Source organism: Algoriphagus alkaliphilus (genome assembly GCF_900103735.1).
In the GTDB taxonomy this organism is placed as follows: Bacteria; Bacteroidota; Bacteroidia; order Cytophagales; family Cyclobacteriaceae; genus Algoriphagus; species Algoriphagus alkaliphilus.
This window is the reverse complement of the sequence record NZ_FMXE01000022.1, coordinates 28,615-51,184: the sequence shown is the minus strand read 5'-3', so window position 1 is coordinate 51,184 and position 22,570 is coordinate 28,615. Positions and strand designations below refer to the sequence as shown.

Sequence of the window (22,570 nt, the reverse complement as noted above, 5' to 3'; positions counted from 1 at the left end):
CATGGCATTAACAAACGATCAACTCGCCCTGGCAAGAAGTATTTACGAACTCTACTGGGAAACCTACATCCGAGGAGACTTGAAAACATTCGCTTCCACCCTCGATGAGGATTTTGAAATGATAGGTACTTCTGAAAGTGAAGTTGCTCAAAGCAAAGCGGAAGGCATCGAATTTTACAAGGCACAGATGGCAGAAGTGGTGGGGAAAGTGGAAATGAGAAACCGACAGATCTCAGCAAAACCTTTGAATGATATGGTTTTGGTCAATGAGACATGTGATATCTATGTATGGGGAGAGCCGGAATGGATGTTTTACTCCAAGATCCGAATATCCACCCTCCTTCATGAAACCGCATCCGGCTGGAAAGTCATACAACAACACGGTTCCCTGCCTGATATGCGTGTGCAGGAAGGAGAAACTTTGGCCTTGGAAAAAATCACCAAGGAAAACCTGGAGCTCCGGGATGCGGTCAAGCGGCGAACCATTGAACTGGAAAATAAAAACCGGGAATTGGCCATAGAATCGGCTCTTGAGAAAGTGCGAGCCGTAGCCATGGGTATTAAAAAACCGGAAGATATGCTGGAAGTCTGTCGCATTATTTCCGATCAATTGCAGGATTTTGGAGTCGAAAAAATCAGGAATATTCAGACGGCCATCATCGATGAGGAGAAAGGAATCTATCTCTGTTACCAGTACTTTACCCCTTATGACAAAGAGGCCGTAGAACGTACAGAATATCTCAAAAGCCCTGTAGAACATGGGATGGTCAGGCAGATGATGGCATCGAAGGACGGACATTTCACCGGGACACTTTCAGGAAGAGAACTGGAGGAATTCAGAGAGCACAGAAAAGCAGAAGAACATTTTCCCGACCCAATTTTGGATGAATCAAAAGAAATCAGCCACTGTTTTTTGTCCATAGGTGAGGGGGGGTTAGGCCTGACGCTTTACCAGCCAATGGATACTTCAACATTGGAATTGTTCAAGCGATTCCATCAGGTTTTTTCGCTGGCTTATTCCAGATTTCAAGATATTCAAAAAGCAGAAGCCCGCGCCCGGGAGGTTGAAATCGAACTTGCCTTGGAGCGGGTCAGGGCCCAGACCATGGCGATGCACAGCAGCGAGGATGTAGGGAAATGTGTTGTCAAGGTGTTCGCTGAACTTACCGCTTTGGGCGTTGATGAAGGTACCCGCTTTGGTATCGGCATCTTGAATCCTAACAATGAAAAAAATCAGCTCTGGACTGCCCGAAATGACGGAGAGGAAGTCAACATGCATATTGGCAACCTGGATATGAGCTGGCATCCTCTGCTAAAAAGTGCCCGGGAAGCATGGAAAGCACAGGTTCCTTTTCACAAATACGTGTTGGAGGGAGAGGATTTGCTGGATTACTACCAAATGCTCAATAATGCACCTGACTACAAAATTCAGATTCCTTTAGAAAAACTACCCAAAAAAGAAATCCAACACTGTTTCATTTTCGAGCACGGATTTTTTTATGCCTTCAGTCCCCGTGAATTTCAACCTGAATTGATTCAAATCACAAAAAGATTCAGTTCACTTTTTGAACAAACCTACAGAAGGTATATGGATTTGGTCAAAGCAGAGGCACAAGCACGAGAGGCTGAAATCGAATTGGCTCTCGAGCGGGTAAGGGCAAGAACCATGGCCATGCACCATACGGAAGAGCTCAAAGAGGTCATTCAGGTAATATTCGATCAATTTGTAGGTTTGAATATCCATGTCGAACATGCCGGATTTATTCTGGACTATAAGGAAAAGGAAGACATGAATATCTGGCTGGCAACCCTCCAACAAGGAGTGCCAACTGAGATCACCATTCCCTATTTTGATTCTCCACATTGGAACAGTTTCCTTGGGGCAAAAGCAAAAGGGGCAAATTTCTTTGCCAACCTGCTTTCTTTTGAAGTCAAGAACAAATTCTATCAGGACCTTTTCGAGTGGATTCCGGAATTGACGGAAGAAGCACAGCAAGCCATTTTCAACAAACCGGCACTTGCCATCTCCACGGTATTGTTGGACAATGTGGGATTGTATATCGAACATTATTCAGAGACTCACTTTACACCCGAAGAGAATGCAATTCTGATGCGCTTTGGAAAAGTATTCCAACAGACCTACACCCGCTTCCTGGATTTGCAAAAAGCGGAAGTGCAGGCAAAAGAGGCCCAGATAGAAGCTGCCCTGGAGAAAGTACGTTCCCGCTCTCTAGCCATGCACAAAAGTGGCGAGCTAAATGAAGTGGTCATGGAATTATTCGAAAGACTAAATGACCTTCAGATTCCGGTAACCGCTGTGGGAATCAGCATAAACATACAAGACTCAAAAGATCTGGATAATTATACATGTGGACTGGTTGATAGCGGTATTGCCATCAACAATTACCGTCTACCCTATTTTGATCACAGAATTGCCAATGATTTTTTTGAGGCCCGGGAAAAGCAACTTGATTTTTTTGTTGGCAATTATTCAAAGCAGGAAAAAGACAGTTTCTATGAATATGTAATTAACCATACGGAGTTGAAAAATGAATTGACGGAGGACATAAAGCAATTTATTTTTCAAAGCCCCTCTTACTCTATTTCTGTGGTGACCACAAAAAACACCATGATCACCCTAAATGATTTTGAAGGAAAATCATTGTCGGTTGATGAAATAGATATTTTGAAGCGTTTTGCCAAAGTCTTCGAACAAGCCTACACCCGTTTTCTCGATCTCCAAAAAGCAGAAGCACAGGCAAGGGAGGCACAGATAGAAGCTTCATTGGAAAGAGTAAGAAGCCGAAGTATGGCCATGCACAAGAGCGATGAGCTGCTCCAGGCGGGTGAAATTCTTTTTTTAGAAATGCAAAAGTTGGGTATTGAAAGCCTAACTGCCGGTTATGTATTGATAGATAAGGAAGGAAAAAACGGGTTGAATTATACCCCGCATCCCGGTACCAAAAAACTAATGTCGGTGCCTGTAATCATTCCTCATAATGAAACCAGCCACATGCAACAAGTGGTGGAGCATTGGAAAAAAGGCAATCCTTTTTTCATCATTGAAATGGATGAGGAAGAAACTATCCAACACCAGACTTTTATTGCCGAACGCAGTACCAACTTCCCGCTGACTGCAGCACAACTTATTGCCATTTCACCTTCGAAATTGTTTTTGCATAATTTCTATTTTAAAGAAGGGTATGTATTGATAGTCGGAGGAACAAAATTATCCGGCGAACAAACAGAAATTATGTTGCGCTTCGCCAAGGTGTTTCAACAAACCTATACCCGCTTCCTCGACCTTCAAAAAGCCGAAGCGCAGGCACGAGAATCTCAGATTGAAGCTGCTTTGGAACGAGTTAGATCAAGATCGATGGCCATGCACCAGAGTGAAGAACTCAGGGAAGTTATTCAATTAATGTTTGAGCAATTCCGGTTGTTGAATTTCAACATTGACTCAGCTCAATTTGACCCTAATTATAAGGAGACCGATGACCTCAACCTTTGGACGGCAGTACCCGGTCAACCCTACTCTTTATTGCTGCATATTCCCTACGCTGACATAACTTTATTTAATTCATTGAACGAAGCCAAGAAAAGAGGGCACTCATTTATTACTCAGCATTTATCCTTAGAAGAAAAAAATCAATTTTTTCGACACTTCTTCCAGCATATCAAAGATATTCCTGTAGAAAGACAAAAATTAATTTTTGATGGTCCAGGCATGTACCGGGCTGTAGTCTTTATGGAAAATGTTTCGCTGGCCATCCAAAACTACTCAAACACTCCTTATACAGAGGAAGAAAATGACGTGCTCAAACGGTTTGGTAAAACCTTTGAACAAGTGTATACCCGCTTCCTCGATCTGCAAAAAGCCGAGGCGCAGGCAAGGGAGGCGCAGATAGAAGCGGGATTGGAGAGAGTGCGCGCTAGAACCATGGCCATGCAGCATAGTGATGAATTATCCGAATCAGCATTTGTGCTTTTCCAGCAACTTCAGATTCTAGGATTGGTTCATGAGCGAATCAATATTGGGGTGGTCAAAGAAGAGAGTAAAACAATTGATTTCTGGATCACCGAGCAGGGAGGCAATCAGATCAATACCCGGTTTACTGGCAGAATCGATGAGCATACCACACTTTCCAAGATGTATCAGGGCTGGAAAAACAAACGAAAACTGATGGTTATAGACCAAACAGGTAAGGATTTATCGAATTGGTTGAAATACTTGAAGGAGGAAATCGGGATACCTTTTGATCCTGCATTTTTACATAACCGTCGCGTTCAGACGGTAGGCTTCTTTTCAAAAGGAATGCTGGTCTTGACGACTCCCGAACCTTTGCCGGACGAACATCTACAGCTTCTGGAAAAGTTCGCCGGAGTATTTGATCTGACCTACACGCGTTTCAGCGATTTGAAACAAGCCGAAGCGCAGGCTAGAGAGGCACAGATAGAAGCGGCTTTGGAACGAATTCGAGCCAAAGGGGTGGCTATGCATCATTCCGGAGAATTGAAGGACGTGTTAACAGTATTGTTTAACCAATTTGATATTCTGGGTATCAAGCCGGTTCAGGCGCAACTTTCCCTTTTCGATTTGGAAAATAATAAGTTCTCTTTCCGATCAACCGGGAAAGGAGGGCGAGGAAATGTGGGAGAGCAAGTCATTGATATGGATGCCATGGATACCTGGAAAGAAACGATAGATACCTGGAAAGCAAGTAAGCCCAAGTCCATCAGTACCGTCTATTTTCCAAAAGAAATTCTTCCTCAGCTTTGGGCATTGTTTGATGAAGTAAGAAAACAACTTCCGGAAGAAGATATAATAACACAGGAAGATTACCCGGACGGTGTTTATGTCACAGAGGGAAATTTCAATTATGGATACATTGGTTTTTCGCACAGTAGAAAAGCAACTGCCGAAGAAGAGGATATTGTAATCCGTTTTGCCACCGAATTCGGGCGATTGTACCAGCGTTTCCTCGACCTGCAAAAAGCGGAATCACAAGCTCGGGAAGCGCAGATCCAATTGTCACTCGAGCGAATCAGGGCAAAGGCGATGTCCATGCAGCACAGCGATGAACTCAGTGGTTTCCTTACAGTCCTGTTTGAGCAATTTAAGGTGCTCAATTTAAACCCAGTTAACTGCCACCTAAATTTTTTGGATATTGAAAATAATCGAAATATTTTCCGAATTACTGGTAAAAGGGGGGCAGCCTTAATTGCCACTCAAGAAATAGATCTGGATGCCTCACCGCTATGGAAAAAAAGGAAAGAGGATTGGAAAGCCGGACATCCCAATGATGTGGATGTATTGTATGTTCCGTACGAAAACCATCTGGAAATAAATGCAATTTTTGAAGAATTATTGAGCAAACTTCCAAAGGAGGATCGCCCACTTCCAGAAGACTTCCCGGATGGTCTATATGTTATTGATGGATATTGTAGATATGGTTACTTAGGCTATAGTGCAAGCAAACCGCCATCTGATGAGGAAAAGGAGATTACCAGACGTATTGCAAATGAGTTCGGTAACGTGTACCAGCGATTCCTCGACCTTGAAAAAGCAGAGGCCCAAGCCAGAGAGGCCCAGATCCAATTATCACTCGAGCGGATCAGGGCAAAGGCAATGTCCATGCAGCACAGCGATGAACTCAGTGATTTCCTTACAGTCGTTTTTGAGCAATTTCATGTACTCAATCTACGACCTGTAGCCAGTCAACTATCTTTCTTAGATATTGATAACAATCGTAGCATTTTACGATTAACAGGAAAAAATGGGGCAACCTTAATTGCAACTCAGGAAGTAGATCTTGATGCATCACCTTTTTGGAAACAAAAAGTAGAGGACTTTAAATCAGGCCAGCCAAATGATGTAGATGTACTCTTTGTTCCCTACGACAAGCTTCCTGAAATAGTCGAAATTTTAAAAGAAATATTGGCCAAACTACCGGAAGACGAACGCCCTCTACCTGAGGACTACCCAAATGGTCAATATATTGTTGAGGGAACTTTTAAATATGGTTACTTAGGATACAGCACTACAGGACCGCCTTCCGATGAAGAAAAGGAGATTACCAGACGTATTGCAAATGAGTTCGGCAACGTGTACCAGCGCTTCCTCGATCTCCAAAAAGCCGAAGCCCAAGCACGTGAAGCACAGATAGAAGCGGCTTTGGAAAGAGTGCGTGCAAAAACAATGGCTATGCACAAAAGTGAGCAGTTGCCCGAAACAGCCCAAGTGCTATTCGAACAATTTGCTGAATTTGGAAAAATTCCCGACCGAATTGCCATTGGCATCATCAAAGAAGAATTGCAGGTCATTGAATGGTGGGTGACCGACCAAATGGGTAGCCAATTGGCCCGTCATTTTAATTCCTCCATTCTACAAACAACCATTGCACAATTTTTTACTGCCTGGAAGGAAGGCAAAGACAGCATTATGGTTGACCTCTCGGGCGAGGCCTTGAAAGAATGGGTTGCCTTTGTAAGGGATGAAGTGAAGATGCCCATAGATGACTCAAACATGAAGGGGCGAAGAGTGCACCACGGTGCCTTTTTTTCTCATGGATTGTTGCTCATCAGTGCACATGAGATGATGCCCAGTGAGACCATGCAGCTGCTGGTCCGCTTTGCCAAAGTGTTTAGCCAAACCTATACCCGCTTCCTCGATCTTCAAAAAGCCGAAGCTCAGGCCCGGGAAGCGCAGATCGAAGCGGCTTTGGAAAGAGTGCGTAACCGGTCTATGGCCATGCACAAAAGCCAAGAGTTAATCTATGTGGTTCGAGTTCTCGATAAAGAAATAAAGGGATTAGGGATTGAAATCAATGGCACACAAATCTTAACTGATTTTAATAATCTGGAAGAGGGGGTATATAGTTGGTTTACGACAGAAGGGGAGGATTATTTGGAAAAATTTCACGTTCCACTTTTCGAACACACCCTTAACAAACGAATCTCTGAGGCAATCCAGGCTGGGGTGGATTTTTATATGGATAGTTATTCGGGAGCTGAAAAGAACGAATATTTCAAATTGCTATTCAAAAATTCTGATTTTAGAACTATACCGAAAGAAAGACAGGACTTAGCGTATAGTATACCGATATTTATAAGAGCAACTGTCCTATCTAAAAATTCCATTTTAGCTTTTCAACGGTACTTTCCCAAGGAATTTTCGGAGGAAGAAGGAGATATTTTCAAGCGATTCGGCAAAGTCTTTGACCAAGCCTACACCCGCTTTCTCGATCTTCAAAAAGCCGAAGCTCAGGCCCGGGAAGCGCAGATTGAGGTCGGATTGGAAAGAGTGCGGGCTAGAACTATGGCCATGCATAGCAGCGACGATGTAAGCATGGCCACTGCAACTCTCTTTACTGAACTGGAAAAATTAGGAGTTCAAAATCTTCGCGGAGGTATTACAATAATAAGCCCGGATCAAACACAGGAAGTTTGGTCTGTAAACCATTTGCCCGAGGGGATCACCTTAAGAGCTATCGGGAATTTTGATATGCGCTTGCATCCCTTTTGGCATCAACTATTCAAAGCATTTAAAACCAAAGAGGAGTTTCAATATTACTGGCTGGCAGGAAAGGATAAGGCAAATTACATTGCCTTACTAAATACAACACCGCATTATTTAGAGCAGCCTATCACAGATTTTCCGGATGTACATATTCAATCTTACTTCTTTGGTGAGGGAGCAATTTGGACAAATTCTTTACTCCCACATTCAGAGGGTGACAAGCAGATCATGAAAAAATTTGTTTCTGTTTTTTCGTTGACTTTCCGCCGATACCTTGACCTCCAAAAAGCCGAAGCCCAAGCCAGGGAATCGCAGATTCAACTTGCCATGGAGAGAGTGCGCGCAAGAACTATGGCAATGCAACACAGCAGTGAATTGGGAGAAACATCTGCGCTGTTATTTCAGCAGATACAATCCTTAGGTGTGCCACCATGGAGTTGTGGGTTTAATATCTGGGACCAGGGTGATACGGTTTTCACTTCCTACATGGGTAGTCCCGATGGCGCTATTTTGGATGGGCTTAAAATTCCGCTCACGGAAGAAGCTACGTTTATACACTTTCAGGAATCAAGGGACAGGGGCGACAAGCTTTTTGTAGATGTATTGGAGGGAGAAACTCTGGAAGCGCACTACCGGTATTTTCTGTCGCTTCCGGAAATCAAAAAAGCCTTTGAAAAAAGAGCTCAAGCCGGTGACCACCGCCCTACTTTTCAAATAAACCACCTTGCCAATTTTTCGCATGGCAACCTCATGTTCATTACCTATGAGCATTGTCCCCAGGCACATGATATTTTTATTCGCTTCGCCAAAGTCTTTGAGCAGACTTATACCCGTTTCCTGGATCTTCAAAAAGCAGAAGCTCAGGCAAGGGAAGCGCAGATTGAAAATGCATTGGAGAAAGTCCGATCACGAACCATGGCGATGCAGCGCAGCGATGAATTGACAGATGTTGCAGGTCTGTTGTTCAATCAGGTCAGTGCCTTGGGTATTAAAACATGGACCGCCGGCTTTAATGTATGGAGCGAAGACAATAACTCTTATGTGGACTATTTAAGTCTTAACGGAGAAATTTATGGGCCTAATACCGTGCACACAGAAAAGGCTGAGGCATTAAAGGATCTCAGTAATGCCAGGAAAAGCGGGGTAGAATTTGATGTCCTGTATATGGAGGGAGAAAAGATCAAACAATTGCACATGGCACTTGGCGGGGTTGATGAGAAAGAGTATGATAGAATGCTGAAGGATGGGCTCCTCCCGTCTCACGAATATGAACATTTTGTGTTTGGTGCCAAAGTAAGCGTGATGTTTATTACCTATGAACCAGTGCCCGAAGCCCATGATATTTTTAAGCGACTCGGTAAAGTTTTCGAACAGACCTACACCCGCTTCCTTGATCTCCAGAAAGCAGAAGCGCAAGCAAGGGAAGCAAAAATCGAAACTTCTCTGGAAAAAGTCCGATCCCGAACCATGGGTATGCAAAGCAGTGAGGAACTCCCTGAGGTAGCAAATCTCCTTTTTACCGAAGTGCGAGCACTTGGGATTCATGCCTGGAGCTGTGGGTACAATATTCTCGCGGAGGATAAAAAATCAGCTACCTGCTGCATGAGTAGTGAGGGAACCCTGCAAACGCCATTTCAGCTTCGATTATGGGGAGAAAATTCATTCAAAGAAATGGGTGAATTCGTCCTGAGTGATCATACAATGTTGGTTCAGGAACTTGGCGGTAAAGCCTTGGAGGAGCACTATGCATACATGAAATCTTTCCCGGACCTGAAGCCCACTTTTGACGAAATTGACAGGCTTGGGCTTTCACTACCCACCTATCAGATCAACCACCTCTGCAAATTCAACGGTGGATTTATCCTGTTCATCACCTATGAAAAGGTGCCCGAATCACATGCGGTTTTCAAACGCTTCACCAATGTTTTTGACCAAACCTACACCCGTTTTCTGGATTTGAAAAAAGCTGAGGCCCAAGCAAGGGAATCAGAAATAGAAGTAGCTATAGAGAAAGTTCGGTCGCGATCGCTTGCAATGCACAAAAGCGATGAATTAAAAGATGTAGTGTTTTCAGTCTTTGAGCGGCTGCGGGATCTCCAAATTCAAACCGACTCCACCAACATCGTTGTCTATCATGATGAAAGTGCGAAAATGGAGTTTTGGGCGGCTAATGAAATGAACTACTCTATGAAATTTTCTCTTCCAATGACCGGTAGGTTTTATCCTATGGAAGGCATTGAGGCTAGAAAGGCCCAAAAAGCCTATTGTCAACATCTTCCCTTCGAAGAAAAAAACATGTTCTGGAAAGAGCTTTTCAATACGCCAGATTTTCGAAAAGTACCGGAAGCCAGGAAAAACTTTTTGTTGGAAAAAACAGAATGTCTAATTCAGTTGGTTGCTTTTGGAAAGGTTACCGGCATCATGTTAAATCGCCATTTTAATAATCCGTTTAGTGATGCGGAGATTGAAATCGCAGAGCGGTTTGCCAAGGTTTTTGACCAAGCCTACACCCGCTTTCTCGACCTTCAAAAAGCAGAAGCCCAAGCACGGGAAGCTCAAATAGCAAATGCATTGGAAAAAGTCCGATCAAGGTCATTGGCTATGCAAAGTCCAGATGAGTTGATCGAAGTAGCACAGTTGCTCAGGGAAGAAATGGGGGCGTTGGGCGTAGAGGAACTGGAAACCAGCTCGATTTACATTCAAGAGGATCACAGTGGTTCGACGCAATGTTGGTTTACCATTAAGAATCCGGATAACCCTGAAAAAGCGATAACCGACCAAATGACCCTTGACCTTCAGGATACTTGGGTGGGGAGAAAGATGGATGAATTTTTCCACTCCAAAGCAAAACATACTTCCATCCTGATGCAGGGTAAGGAAAGGATTGAATGGATCCGCTACTGTGAAAAAAAATCCGACCTGTTTGGAACCAGCAATTTTTATGGAGAGAAAATTCCCGACCGAACCTATCATTTGTATAAATTTTCCAATGGCTACATCGGTGCCGCTGCTCCCGGTGAGATTTCAGCTGAAAGCTGGGATCTTTTAAAAAGGGCTACGGCAGTATTTTCATTTGCTTATACCCGTTTCAGGGATTTGCAGATGGCCCAATCCAGTGCCCGGGCCGCCATGCGACAGGCTTCATTGGATCGGGTCCGAGCAGATATTTCATCCATGCGAAATGCTGATGACCTCGGCAGAATTACCCCACTGGTATTCAATGAACTGACGACACTGGGTATTCCATTTATCCGATGCGGGGTATTCATTGTGCATGAGAATAAGAGTAACGTGGAGATTTACCTATCCACCCCAGAAGGGAAGTCGCTGGCTGTAATGACACTTCCTTTTTCTGCCAATGAAATGACCTCCAAGTCTGTAGAAGCCTGGAAAAAAGGCGAAGTCTATGTCCAGCATTGGAATCAAACCGATTTTATCAATTGGGGTAAATCCATGCAGGAACAAGGTTATGTCAAGGACCTAAAAACTTATCAGGGCGCTGAAGCAGCGCCAATGTCACTCCACCTGCACTTTGTCCCTTTTACCCAAGGATTGCTTTATGTTGGTTCAACCGAAACTTTGTCAGAAGATCAGATTGATCTGGTAAAAGCCTTGGCCAAATCGTTTGCCATCGCTTATGCCCGATACGAGGATTTTGTCAAGCTGGAACAGGCCAAAGCTGAAGTAGAATCGGCCATGAACGAACTCAAAGCTACCCAATCCCAACTTATCCAGCAGGAAAAACTTGCTTCCCTTGGCCAACTCACAGCAGGGATTGCCCACGAGATCAAGAATCCACTGAACTTTGTCAATAACTTCTCGGAGGTGTCGATTGAACTGGTAGATGAGGCAATTGAGGAAAGAAGCAAAGGCCCCGATGCAAGGGATGAGTCTTTGGTGGATGAAATTCTGGTAGACATTAAGTCTAATCTTCAAAAAGTTCATGAACATGGGTCGCGTGCCAATGGAATAGTGACTTCGATGCTTCAGCATTCACGGGGAGGATCGGGCAAACTAGACCCTACTGATCTTAATGCTTTGGTCAAGGAATATGTCAACCTGAGTTTTCACGGAATGCGTGCAGGAAAAAATCCCATCGATGTCGAAATCGCCTTTGATCTCGATCCCAAAATAAAAGAAGTCCCACTGATCAAGGAGGACTTTATCCGGGTGATTATCAATTTGTGCAATAATGCTTTTGACGCTATGAGGGGAAAGAGGTACGAAGTACAAAGTACCAAGTACGAAGTAGAGGAGGGAAATGATGTAGAATACTTGCCAAAATTGCGAGTGTCTTCAACTCTTGAAAATGGCAGGGTTCGGATATCAATTGAGGATAACGGCCCCGGCATCCCTGACGAGATCAAAGACAAAATCCTGCAGCCTTTCTTCACCACCAAAAAAGGGACGGAAGGTACGGGACTTGGGCTGAGCATTACACATGATATTGTGAAGGCACATGGGGGGGAATTAGAAATAGAGACATCCATCAATAAAGGGACAACTTTTATTATCAAACTAAGCAGATGAACGCCAAATCAATTACAGGAAAAACACCTTCAGACATACAAAAAGCATTGGAGGAAAGCATAAGTGATGCCCGCCAGCCTGATGGGCAGGATTTCAAACCAACCCTTGCCATCATCTTGATAAGCAATATGGACGATGCAGAATCACTCCGCTCTATTTTTGGGAAACAGGGCATTGCAATTTTCGGGGTAACAGCACCTCAAAAATTTTCCGAAGACGGAATTTCAGAAGATGATATCCTGGTGATGCTCCTGGATATAAAACCAGACTACTTCAAAATAGTATTGAACGATTACCAGGGATCATCGGCCTACGAAGCAGGGTATAATGCAGGCATATCCGGAAAAAATGCTTTTGCAAATCCAGGCTTCATCATTTCACCATTGGATTTCAGAGTTTCCAACGATGAACTAATCCGAGGATTGACGGATGCGACAGGCAATGATATTATGATTGCGGGTGGCGTTAGTGGTGATCCGGCTGATTTTTCAGGGGTAGTTTTCACCAATTCTGTATCAAGTACAGGAGGATTACTTGCACTCATCATTGATCAGGACAAAGTTTCCCTATGCGGATTAGCTGTTTCAGGATGGAAACCGGTAGGTACTACCAAAATAATTACCAAAAGTGGAGGTTCCTGGGTTTTCACAATTGATAATGAACCGGCTATGAAGGTCATTCAAAGATATTTAGGCGATGAAATGTTAATTTCAAATTCGAAGGCTACCGGGCTGCCTCCTTCACCAGATCTTGGCTATCCTTTACAATTTGAAAGGGCCTCAGGAAATGCGATAGCGAAACCTGCGCTGTTTTTTAATCCTGCTGATCAATCTATCATGATAGCCGGTGGAGTAAAGGAAGGTGATCATTTCCGTTTTTCTCTGCCACCAGATTTTGATGTGATTGACAAAGTGGTAGAAACCACCAGAATCAGTAAAGAAAAGGAGATGCCGGATGCCGATGCGTTGTTGGTTTTTTCATGTGTAGGAAGATTAGGGACTTTCGGTCCTTTGATATCCACAGAAATAGAAGGATTGGCATCCACCTGGGGCAAGCCCATGATAGGCTATTTCTCCTTGGGTGAATTTGGAAAACTGGATGAAGGCCGCTGTGAATTTCAGGGAACAACAGTAAGCTGGGTGGCCTTGAAAGAAAAATAGTAATTCTAAAAAAACACTGAACCCATGATAGCAAAATCAATCAAAGGCACCTCCTTGGAAGAAATTAAATCCGCTTTGCAACAAAGTATGTCAGATGGGTTTAGTCCCACCCTGGCAATTGCTTTTGTTTCTGTCAAACAAGATCGTCAAGCCATCTGCGAAGTATTGGACGAAGCTGGCCTGGCCATTTTTGGAGCTACTACGAATGGAGGTTTTATGGATGACCAAGTGGTTTTGGGAGAAGCAGCGATCTTGCTATTGGACATGAATCCGGCATATTTCCAAATTTATTTTGAGGAATACCCGCAAAAGAACTACCGTGAAGTGGCTGCAGGTATTGCGAATAAGGCATTGAAGGATTTTTCCAATCCTGCATTTTTAATAACTGGCAGCCATTTGGAAACGGATGCGGAGCAATTGCTTTTTGGGTTTGAAGATGTTATAGGCAAGCAGGTGAATATTTACGGTGGCATGGCAGGAGATGATTTTTCTTTTACCAATCAATTTGTTTTCACTAACACAGAAGAATCTAAAAGAGGGATTATCGTCTTAGCCATTGATGAGAATAAAATAAAAATAAAAGGTAGGGCTACATGCGGTTGGAAAGCAGTGGGTACGGAACGTACTGTCACAAAGAGTGTAGGCAATCATGTGTACACTGTAGATGATATTCCGGTATTGGACCTTACAATCAAGTATGGAGGAATTGAAAATGCCACACCGGATAATGGCGGATTTTCCATCGAGGTGGCTGCTCAATTTCCATTGCAATTGCAACGGGAAGTCGGGGACCCGGTAATGAGGCCAGGCCTGTTGGTAGACTGGAGTGACCATTCCTTTTACTGCAGCGGATCTGTGCCCCAAGGCTCCAAAGTGCGCTTTTCCCTGCCCCCGGATTTTGACGTGATTGATAAAGTAATTAAAGCTTGCGAAGATTTGAAGGCTGAAGAAATGGAGGAAGCAGATGCATTAATTATTTTCAGTTGCGCAGGCAGATTCATTACGCTGGGGCCTTTGATTGGTGATGAAATAGAAGGCATGCGTAACGTGTGGGACGTGCCGATGGTGGGGATGTTCAGCAATGCAGAGCTGGCACGGGCAACCGGGGGAAATCTGGAGATGCATAATCTTACCACCTGCTGTGTGGTGCTAAAAGAAAAATAAATGAACATACACCTCCAGCATATTCTCGACACATTACTTCAGATTGAAGCCATTACTGATGAGCAAAGATCTTCCCTCAATAAAACCCTGAAGGAAGCGGATAAGGAGTTGACCATTTTGGAATTCAAACTGGATCGGACAGAAAAAGTAAAGCGTACCACTGCCATTTTACTCGAAGAAACCATTGAGGAGCTTGAACTGAAAAGGAAAGCTATTGAAGAAACCAATTCCGCTCTTCAACGATCTTTGGAAGACCTCAAAGCTACCCAATCCCAACTTATCCAGCAGGAAAAACTTGCTTCCCTTGGACAGCTCACCGCCGGTATCGCCCATGAGATTCAGAATCCGTTGAATTTTGTGAATAATTTCTCCGAGGTGAACAATGAATTGATTGATGAGCAACTCGAAGAAATCGAAAAGGGCGATTTGGAGGAAATCAAAGAGTTAGCTCTGATTATGAAAGAAAACTCAGAGAAAATCACCCTCCACGGCAAGCGGGCCGATGCCATCGTCAAAGGTATGCTAGAACACTCCAAAACCGGTTCGGGCAAAAAAGAACCCACCAACCTCAATGCACTCGCAGAAGAATTTTCCCGACTGGCCTTCAATTCCTTCCTTGCCAAAAACAAGGACTTCAAAGGAGAATATAAGTTGGAATTGGATCCTGAACTTCCATTGCTAGAAGTGGTGCCCCAAGACATCGGCAAAGTCCTGCTGAATCTTCTCAACAACGCTTTTTACGCCTGTGCTGAGCAAAGAAAAGACCTGTCAGGTTTCGAAAACCTGACAGGTCTAACGCCAACAGTCACCGTCTCCACCAAAAACCTCGGTGACAAAATACAAATCTCTGTCAAAGACAACGGCCCCGGTATCCCCGAGGCCATCAAAGACAAAATCTTCCAGCCTTTCTTCACCACTAAGCCCACTGGACAGGGCACGGGATTGGGATTGAGTTTGAGCTATGATATTATTAAGGCGCATGGGGGGGAAATCCATGTCGAATCCAAGCCGGGAAAGTTAACGACGTTCGAAATTTTATTACTTATGTAAAAACCCGTAACTTTTGAAAATCTGAAAAAGGAAATCGCCGAAATCACTCAATTAAACTTATAATCCCCAGGTTCAAAGCCCGGCCAGGACAGGTACTCGCTGAGCAAACTTATCACTTAAGAAGATAGCCCGCACAACTCCATGATTCTGATCAACGTCATTTCACTTTTCCTTCTTTTTTACCTAAAAAAAAGCAGTGGGACTCAGGAATTTCCTGCACAGCTTAAGCGATACTTTAACTATGGAATGATCGCTGCCGGGGTCTTAATTGGCATTGCAATTATTGATCTTCCTCCCCAGATTCTTTTTCAGTTGCTTTCTTTTGTTCTGGTCGGGGGAATAGTTTATCTAATCTTATTTACTCCTGAGCTCGAATCTCAAAAAACGATGGCCATCACTCCACTTCCGATAGTGGGGGTAGAACTATTAAAATATCTGATCGAAACGATCAGTCCTTCCATTTATAATACCCTCGAAAATTATCTAAATGCCGCGGGTTTTTTTGCACTGATCTGGGCTGTGACGATGTGGCTGAATCACCGCAAGCAGATGAAGGAAATTGAGATCGAACGGATTTTTTTAAAGGAACAAGAGCGCCAACTTAAAGCTACTGCAGAACAGAAATCCCAATTGGAAACCCTGGTCGCCGAGCGTACATCTGAGATTCTCAAACAAAAAGAAGAGCTTCAAGATGCCCTTGACCACCTTCAATCTACGCAAGAGCAATTGATCCAGCAGGAAAAACTCGCCTCATTGGGTCAATTGACTGCCGGAATAGCACATGAAATCAAGAATCCCCTGAATTTTGTCAATAACTTTTCGGAGCTCAGCGTGGACTTTTTAGAAGAAATCGGTGAGGAAATGGCCAAAATATCCGACAGTAAGGAAAAGGAAAATATCCTCGAACTGCTGGAAGATGTCAAATCCAACCTTGTCAAAATCCGGCACCACGGATCTCGGGCAGACAGTATTGTCAAGTCAATGCTGATGCATTCCCGAGGGGGCACAGGGACCATGGATCCTACAGATCTCAATGCGCTGATCAAAGAATATTCAAACTTGGCATTTCATGGAATGCGAGCCAACCCAAATCCGATCAATGTAGATATTCAGCTGGATTTGGATGAAAGCCTTCCCATTATTCATCTTAATGCAGAGGACTTCAGTCGGGTTATCCTGAATCTGGTCAAAAATGCCTTCGATGCCATGCGGGATAAAATCACAGCCCTTGGTAATGATTACAAAGCCAAGATTCAAATCCAGACCAAAGACCAAGGAGATCATATTCTAATCAAAGTGGAAGATAACGGTCCCGGCGTACCGGACGAGATTCGGGATAAGCTCCTGATGCCATTCTTTACCACCAAAAAAGGAACCGAAGGCACTGGCCTTGGACTGAGTATCACGCATGATATCATCAAGTCCCACGAAGGCAAATTGACTATCGAATCAAAAGTCGGAGAATTTACCCGGTTCAGCATACTACTTCCAAAAGTAAAACTTGGGGAAAAATCAACTTAAAAAACTCATTAAATTTTAATTTCTTTCAGCTTGGATCCTAACCTCAGTAAAAACGCACACAACAGAAAAATCCTCCTTCGCCTTTTTGGTGAACTTGGGGAAGAGTTATTAGCTCAAATTCTCGAAAACGGGCAAAGTCTGGAGTTGGAGACAGGAACCTTCTTGTTTCATCAGGGGGACACAGATAATTCGCTCTACATCGTCATTTCCGGAAGATTCCGAGCCTTAGCTAAGCAGGACGACGGTACCCTTCACGCGCTCGGAGACATCGGAGAGGGTGAGCCTATCGGAGAGTTTGCGCTTTTTATGGCCGAGCCCCGATCAGCATCTGTCGTGGCCATCCGAAAGTCGATTGTGTTGAAGATCAAAGAAGCCCAGTACCTGGATATTGTTTCCAAACATCCGGCTTTCTCCAGTAAACTGACCCGATTTGTAGTCAACCGACTCCGTCGAAATGCACTTCAGCAACATTTGGAGACCTCCGCCAAAAATATAGCGGTCATAAATCTCCAGTCGGCAAACGATATTTCAGCTTACACTGAGGCTGTGAAAAAGGAATTTGAATCACTTAATGTAAGGATACAAATCCTTGATCATGATTCCCATGCCAATCTGGAAACCCAGGAAATGTATGATACGCTGGAGGAGCATCCGGGATTAAACTTTTTGGTCTGTAGCGATGCAGATTTAGCTTGGTCCAGGCAATGCATTATTTATGCGGATTTGGTCGTGCTGGCCACAGATTTTTATGGAGCGAGTGAAATTCAGGAAATAGAAAGGCACCTCGATCTCTATTCCCAAAACATTCTCAACAAGAAAATTTACCTCCTGCTGCTGCATCCCGAAAAGGCAAAATTCCCTGAAAACACCCGAAAATGGTTTGTCGACCGGAAAATCGATCTCCACATTCACTACCGGAAAAACCATGGGCCGGATATTCGGCGCTTTGCCAGGATCTTGGCAAACAAAGCCATTGGGCTGGTCCTGGGAGGCGGTGGTGCCAAGGGTTTTGCACATATGGGAGTCATCAAAGCATTGGGCGAAGAAGGTGTGGACATTGACTTTTTAGGCGGAACTAGTGCAGGTGCATTATATGGTTTGACATGCGCATATTGTGACTTTGACCGGGAAAAAATCGACTTCTACAGTAGAGACTCCGCCAATAGTAAGCTTACCACCAACGACTTCACCATCCCGCTGATCTCTTTTATGTCCGGAAAAAAGATGAGCAATTACCTCATAAAAATGATGGGCGAAACTTACTTGGAAGACTTCTGGGTGGGTAGTTACTGTGTTTCGACCAACTACTCCAATGCCACCTCTCGGGTACATGACCGGGGTCTGGCCTGGAAACAGATTGAAGCCAGCATTGCCATTCCGGGGATTTACCCTCCTGTGGTGATCGACAATCAGCTCCATGTAGACGGAGGAGTGGTGGACAATTTGCCCATAGAGACAATGTACAATTATCCGGTCAGACATATCATAGCGATATCGCTTACGCAACTCAAATCGAGGCCCGTGGACTTTGACGAAACGCCCTCGGCAGCTGCGATGCTTTGGGATAAAATTACCGGAAAGAAGAAATTCAGACTCCCGGGCATCACTTCGATCCTGGTCAATTCACTGACGCTAAACAGCCGCCAAAAACAGGAAATGACCAAATCCGGCGTTGCAATCTACCTGGAAATGGAGCTAAAAGGTATTGGGATGATGGACGACAGCCGATGGAAGGAAATTGTCCAAAAAGGCCACGATCAGATGAAAGCGATCTTGGAAAGCCTACCTAAGGAAGAACGATTCTGGCAGCCTCTTGAAAAAAAATCGCTTGAATAAATTGGAATCGCCCGTAACACCCAACTAATCAAGAACTTTTTACTATTTTCAAAGAATAGTCCAATAGAAAACATTTTTATGCAAAAAAAATTATTGGTTTCGGCTTTTCTGGTTTTCCTGCTTTTTGCCTTAAAACCTGTTGGGGTATACGCACAAATAAACGCATCACAGGGGATACCGACAATTACCAATTATTCAGCTACAGATTTCGGGACAGGGGGACAGCAGATTTGGAGCATTGGCCAGGATCAAAAAGGCTATATTCATATCGGTACCAGTATCGGGATGTTGAAGTACAACAGCAAAAATTGGAACCTGTTGATATCTCCGATTAAAGGCTTCAATACCAACGTACGAGCCATGCATAAGGCCAGGTCCGGTGTCTTATACTATGGGTCACTGGGGGATCTTGGTTTTTTGTCAGAAGATAAAGTAGGCAATACGATACAGGTTTCACTTCTTCACCTACTTCCTGCCGAAATTGTTTTCAATGATATCTGGTCCATTCAGGAATTGGATGGAAAGATTTACTTCCAAGCCCGTGAAGCCATTTTTATTTATACTCCCCAAACGGAAACCCAACAGGCATCCATTGAGATATGGAAACCAGATTCCATGTTTATGTATTCCTTTGCAGCAGATGGAATTTTCTACACCCATCAAATGGATCTTGGGCTTTACCGTCAAACGGATGGCATTTTAGAATTAATCCCCGGGAGTGAATTTTTGGGAAAGAACCGGGTTCAGGTACTTCTTCCCTTTACCGCCCCGGGAGAATTCTTGGTGGGAGCATTTTCAGGAGGGCTTTTCCATTTTGACGGAAAAAAATTCACCACCTTCAAAACAGAATTTGACAACCTTATGACCGAGAGAAGTCTCTACAAGGGTATACGGCTGTCGGATGATACGTATGCCCTGGGAATACTTAATCAGGGATTATTTATCATGGATTCGGGAGGCAAAATCATCAGTAAATTCAGTACTAAAAACGGGTTGATTGATGACAGTATCTATTCCCTTTTTCTGGATATAGCAGGTACACTTTGGGTAGGCACAAATAATGGTCTATCCAAAATCGAAATTTCTTCTCCTTTGACTCGATTTGTTTCGGATGAGCATGATCTCGGAAGCCTGCTCTCACTCAATGCCTTGAATGACATATTATATGTCGGAGGCTCGTCCAGTGTGCTCTATTTGGATAAGTCAGATGGAAAAATCAAAAAAGTAAACGGTATTCCCAATTCACAGATTTTTGATCTGAAAATCGATGGCGATCAGATGCTGTCCAGTAATATTGGCATATATGCCATTAAAGGAGGTAATTCTGAATTAGTCCGCGGGACGGAAAATTTCCAGATTCTACGCATACTCGTGTCACAGAAGCATCCGGGCTACGTGTTTCTGAGCGGTTCATTTGGGATCCAGGTACTGAAAAGAACCCTTTCCACCAACAAAGCTTTTCAACTCGAAACTATCGGAGGGTTAAGTCAAATCGAACGGTATATCTATACCCTTGAGGAGGACTCTGAGGGAGATCTTTGGGGGGGAAGCCAGGCTGGTGATCTTTACCAAATTACCTGGTCCAAAACTGCCTCCGGAAATATTGATTTAAACAATTCAACCGTCCGCCAATTCGGCGAAAAGGACGGAATACCGGGCGTGGCAGGAAGAGTATCCAAGGTCAAAGGCAAAATCTATACTTCCGGAATGAATGGTTTTTATCAGTTTGACAAACCAACGAATGCATTTGTCAGAGATACCGTTTTTAGTTTTTCTGATGAGGTGGCAGATATCAATTTGGATTCCTATGCCCTACAGGTTGATGATTTGGGAAGAGTACTAATTGATTTCAAAAACGAACGAAAGCTCGCCATACCCAATCCTGATGGCACCTATTCCCTGCAGGACTTCCCTATTAATCTGTTTACAGGACGGGTAATTTCTGCATTTTATTCGGAACCCAACGGTGTAATTTGGTTAGGTTCGGATCAGGGCCTCATCCGAATCGACAATCAAAAATCAGTCAGTACCGACATTCCTTTTCCGGTATATTTCAACCGGATTATTGCCATTTCGGACACATTAAACCATGGAATCCAGAAGGCAGAAGACCCCCGCTTTAAAATGCCCTTTAAGAATAATTCCATCCGGTTTTCTTATGCGGCACCTTTTTATATTCAGGAAAAATTGACCAAATACCAGACATTTTTAGATGGTTTTGATCAGGACTGGGGAAAATGGGAGGATAATTCTTTTCGAGAATTCACCAATCTCCCTCATGGGACATACACCTTTAAAATTCGCGCAAAAAACATCTATAACTCCATTTCGGATGAAATCTCCTACGAATTCATCATTCTTCCACCCTGGTATGCCACTTGGTGGGCTTACCTTCTCTATTTTGTGGGATTTGGACTATTAGTCTTTGGCTTGGTCAAATTTCAATCCGGCCGCCTGGTTGCCATCGAAAAAGAACGAGCAAGACAAAAAGAACTGGAGCATGCCCATGAAATCGAAGAAGCCTACCAAAATCTAAAGTCTACGCAGGAGCAACTGCTTCAGCAGGAAAAACTTGCTTCGCTCGGTCAACTCACTGCAGGTATAGCACACGAAATCAAAAACCCCCTGAACTTTGTCAACAATTTCGCCGATCTCAGCATAGAACTCATCGATGAAATGCGTGATGAACTCGAAAATGATAATAAAACCGAAGCCTTGTCAATTTCTGAGGACATCAAAAGCAACTTGCTTAAAATCCATCAACACGGCACCCGGGCAGATAGCATTGTGAAATCCATGCTCCTTCACAGTCGCGGTGGAAGTGGAAAAATGGAACCCACAGACCTCAATGCCATGATTCAGGAATTTTCCAATCTCGCTTTTCACGGTATGCGTGCAAGCAAAAACCCAATCAATGTGGGCATCGAGCTGAAGTTGGACGAAAGCATCGGTAAAATCCCACTTTACACAGATGACTTCAGCCGCGTGATCCTCAATCTCTGCAACAATGCCTTTGACGCCATGCGAGAAAAAATTGAGATTAAAGAAAACAGCACAAAAAAGTACACTCCTGAGTTAATCATTGTCACCAAAAGCTTAAAGGACGGCGTCGAGCTGATTTTTAATGACAACGGTCCCGGCATTCCGGAAGAAATTCAGGATAAGATTCTCCAGCCTTTCTTTACCACCAAGAAAGGGACAGAAGGCACCGGTCTTGGACTCAGCATTACGCATGACATTGTCAAGCGTCACAGTGGAAACCTGACCATTCACTCCCAAATTGGAGTCGGAACCCAATTCACAATTTTTTTACCAAACCAAAATCCATAAGCTTATGAAGATTCTATTTGTAGACGATGAAAAAGATGTAGAGGCCTTGTTCCGTCAGAAGTTTCGAAAAGAAATCAAATCCGGCGAAATTGAACTGGCTTTTGCCTTTTCTGGCAAGGAGGCCTTAAACGTGCTGGGTGATGAAAATCCCCCAAAATTTGTCTACGTTTTTTCCGATATCAATATGCCGGGCATGAGCGGTTTGGAGCTGCTGGATCAAATAAAAATCCGCTTCCCCAATATCCAGGTCAGTATGATTTCCGCATATGGAGATAGTGAAAACTATGATCGTGCGATGAACTCGGGTGCAAAGGGCTTTTTCACCAAACCGGTGGATTTTGAACGACTGAAAAAGGAAATTGCCGAAATGGTCAAAAATCAGTAAGTAGGATTTTAGAGGATGTCAAATCCAATCTTGGGAAAATCCGGGATCATGGATCTCGGGCAGACAGTATCGTCA

The 22,570-nt window shown here is 43.8% G+C and carries 8 protein-coding genes; all 8 read left to right on the top strand.

Going from position 1 to position 22,570, the window contains the following annotated elements:
- Position 1 precedes the first annotated feature (1 nt).
- The 8 genes from BLQ81_RS14785 to BLQ81_RS14750 all read left to right on the top strand — a co-directional run bounded on the left by BLQ81_RS14785 (position 2) and on the right by BLQ81_RS14750 (position 22,495).
- The gene (locus tag BLQ81_RS14785) at positions 2 to 12,049 is read left to right on the top strand and encodes an ATP-binding protein (RefSeq protein WP_092731352.1); all 12,048 of its coding nucleotides are present in this window, start codon (positions 2 to 4) and stop codon (positions 12,047 to 12,049) included.
- The gene (locus tag BLQ81_RS14780; protein WP_092731350.1) at positions 12,046 to 13,209 is read left to right on the top strand and encodes an FIST signal transduction protein; all 1,164 of its coding nucleotides are present in this window, start codon (positions 12,046 to 12,048) and stop codon (positions 13,207 to 13,209) included. Before BLQ81_RS14785 ends, BLQ81_RS14780 begins: the two co-directional genes overlap by 4 nt.
- 24 nt (positions 13,210 to 13,233) lie before the next feature.
- Complete coding sequence (locus BLQ81_RS14775) at positions 13,234 to 14,373, top strand: FIST signal transduction protein (RefSeq protein ID WP_092731348.1); 1,140 nt, start codon at positions 13,234 to 13,236, stop codon at positions 14,371 to 14,373.
- Positions 14,374 to 15,423 (top strand): sensor histidine kinase, encoded by a 1,050-nt coding sequence (locus BLQ81_RS14770; RefSeq protein WP_092731346.1) that lies wholly within the window; start codon positions 14,374 to 14,376, stop codon positions 15,421 to 15,423.
- 141 nt (positions 15,424 to 15,564) lie between these two features.
- Positions 15,565 to 16,944 (top strand): sensor histidine kinase, encoded by a 1,380-nt coding sequence (locus tag BLQ81_RS14765; protein WP_092731344.1) that lies wholly within the window; start codon positions 15,565 to 15,567, stop codon positions 16,942 to 16,944.
- 30 nt (positions 16,945 to 16,974) lie between these two features.
- Positions 16,975 to 18,780: a patatin-like phospholipase family protein gene (locus BLQ81_RS14760; RefSeq protein ID WP_092731342.1), complete on the top strand. Its 1,806-nt coding sequence runs from the start codon at positions 16,975 to 16,977 to the stop codon at positions 18,778 to 18,780.
- A 78-nt stretch (positions 18,781 to 18,858) separates the two neighbouring features.
- Positions 18,859 to 22,110: an ATP-binding protein gene (locus tag BLQ81_RS14755; RefSeq protein ID WP_092731340.1), complete on the top strand. Its 3,252-nt coding sequence runs from the start codon at positions 18,859 to 18,861 to the stop codon at positions 22,108 to 22,110.
- 4 nt (positions 22,111 to 22,114) lie between these two features.
- Positions 22,115 to 22,495, top strand: coding sequence for a response regulator (locus BLQ81_RS14750; protein ID WP_092731338.1), 381 nt, complete (start codon positions 22,115 to 22,117; stop codon positions 22,493 to 22,495).
- Positions 22,496 to 22,570 lie beyond the last annotated feature (75 nt).

Excerpts from the sequence above, each read along its gene's own strand:
- BLQ81_RS14750 (WP_092731338.1), top strand. The coding sequence starts at position 22,115 with ATGAAGATTCTATTTGTAGACGATGAAAAAGATGTAGAGGCCTTGTTC.
- BLQ81_RS14770 (WP_092731346.1), top strand. The coding sequence starts at position 14,374 with ATGAACATACACCTCCAGCATATTCTCGACACATTACTTCAGATTGAA.
- BLQ81_RS14755 (WP_092731340.1), top strand. The coding sequence starts at position 18,859 with ATGCAAAAAAAATTATTGGTTTCGGCTTTTCTGGTTTTCCTGCTTTTT.
- BLQ81_RS14785 (WP_092731352.1), top strand. The coding sequence starts at position 2 with ATGGCATTAACAAACGATCAACTCGCCCTGGCAAGAAGTATTTACGAA.
- BLQ81_RS14765 (WP_092731344.1), top strand. The coding sequence starts at position 15,565 with ATGATTCTGATCAACGTCATTTCACTTTTCCTTCTTTTTTACCTAAAA.
- BLQ81_RS14775 (WP_092731348.1), top strand. The coding sequence starts at position 13,234 with ATGATAGCAAAATCAATCAAAGGCACCTCCTTGGAAGAAATTAAATCC.
- BLQ81_RS14780 (WP_092731350.1), top strand. The coding sequence starts at position 12,046 with ATGAACGCCAAATCAATTACAGGAAAAACACCTTCAGACATACAAAAA.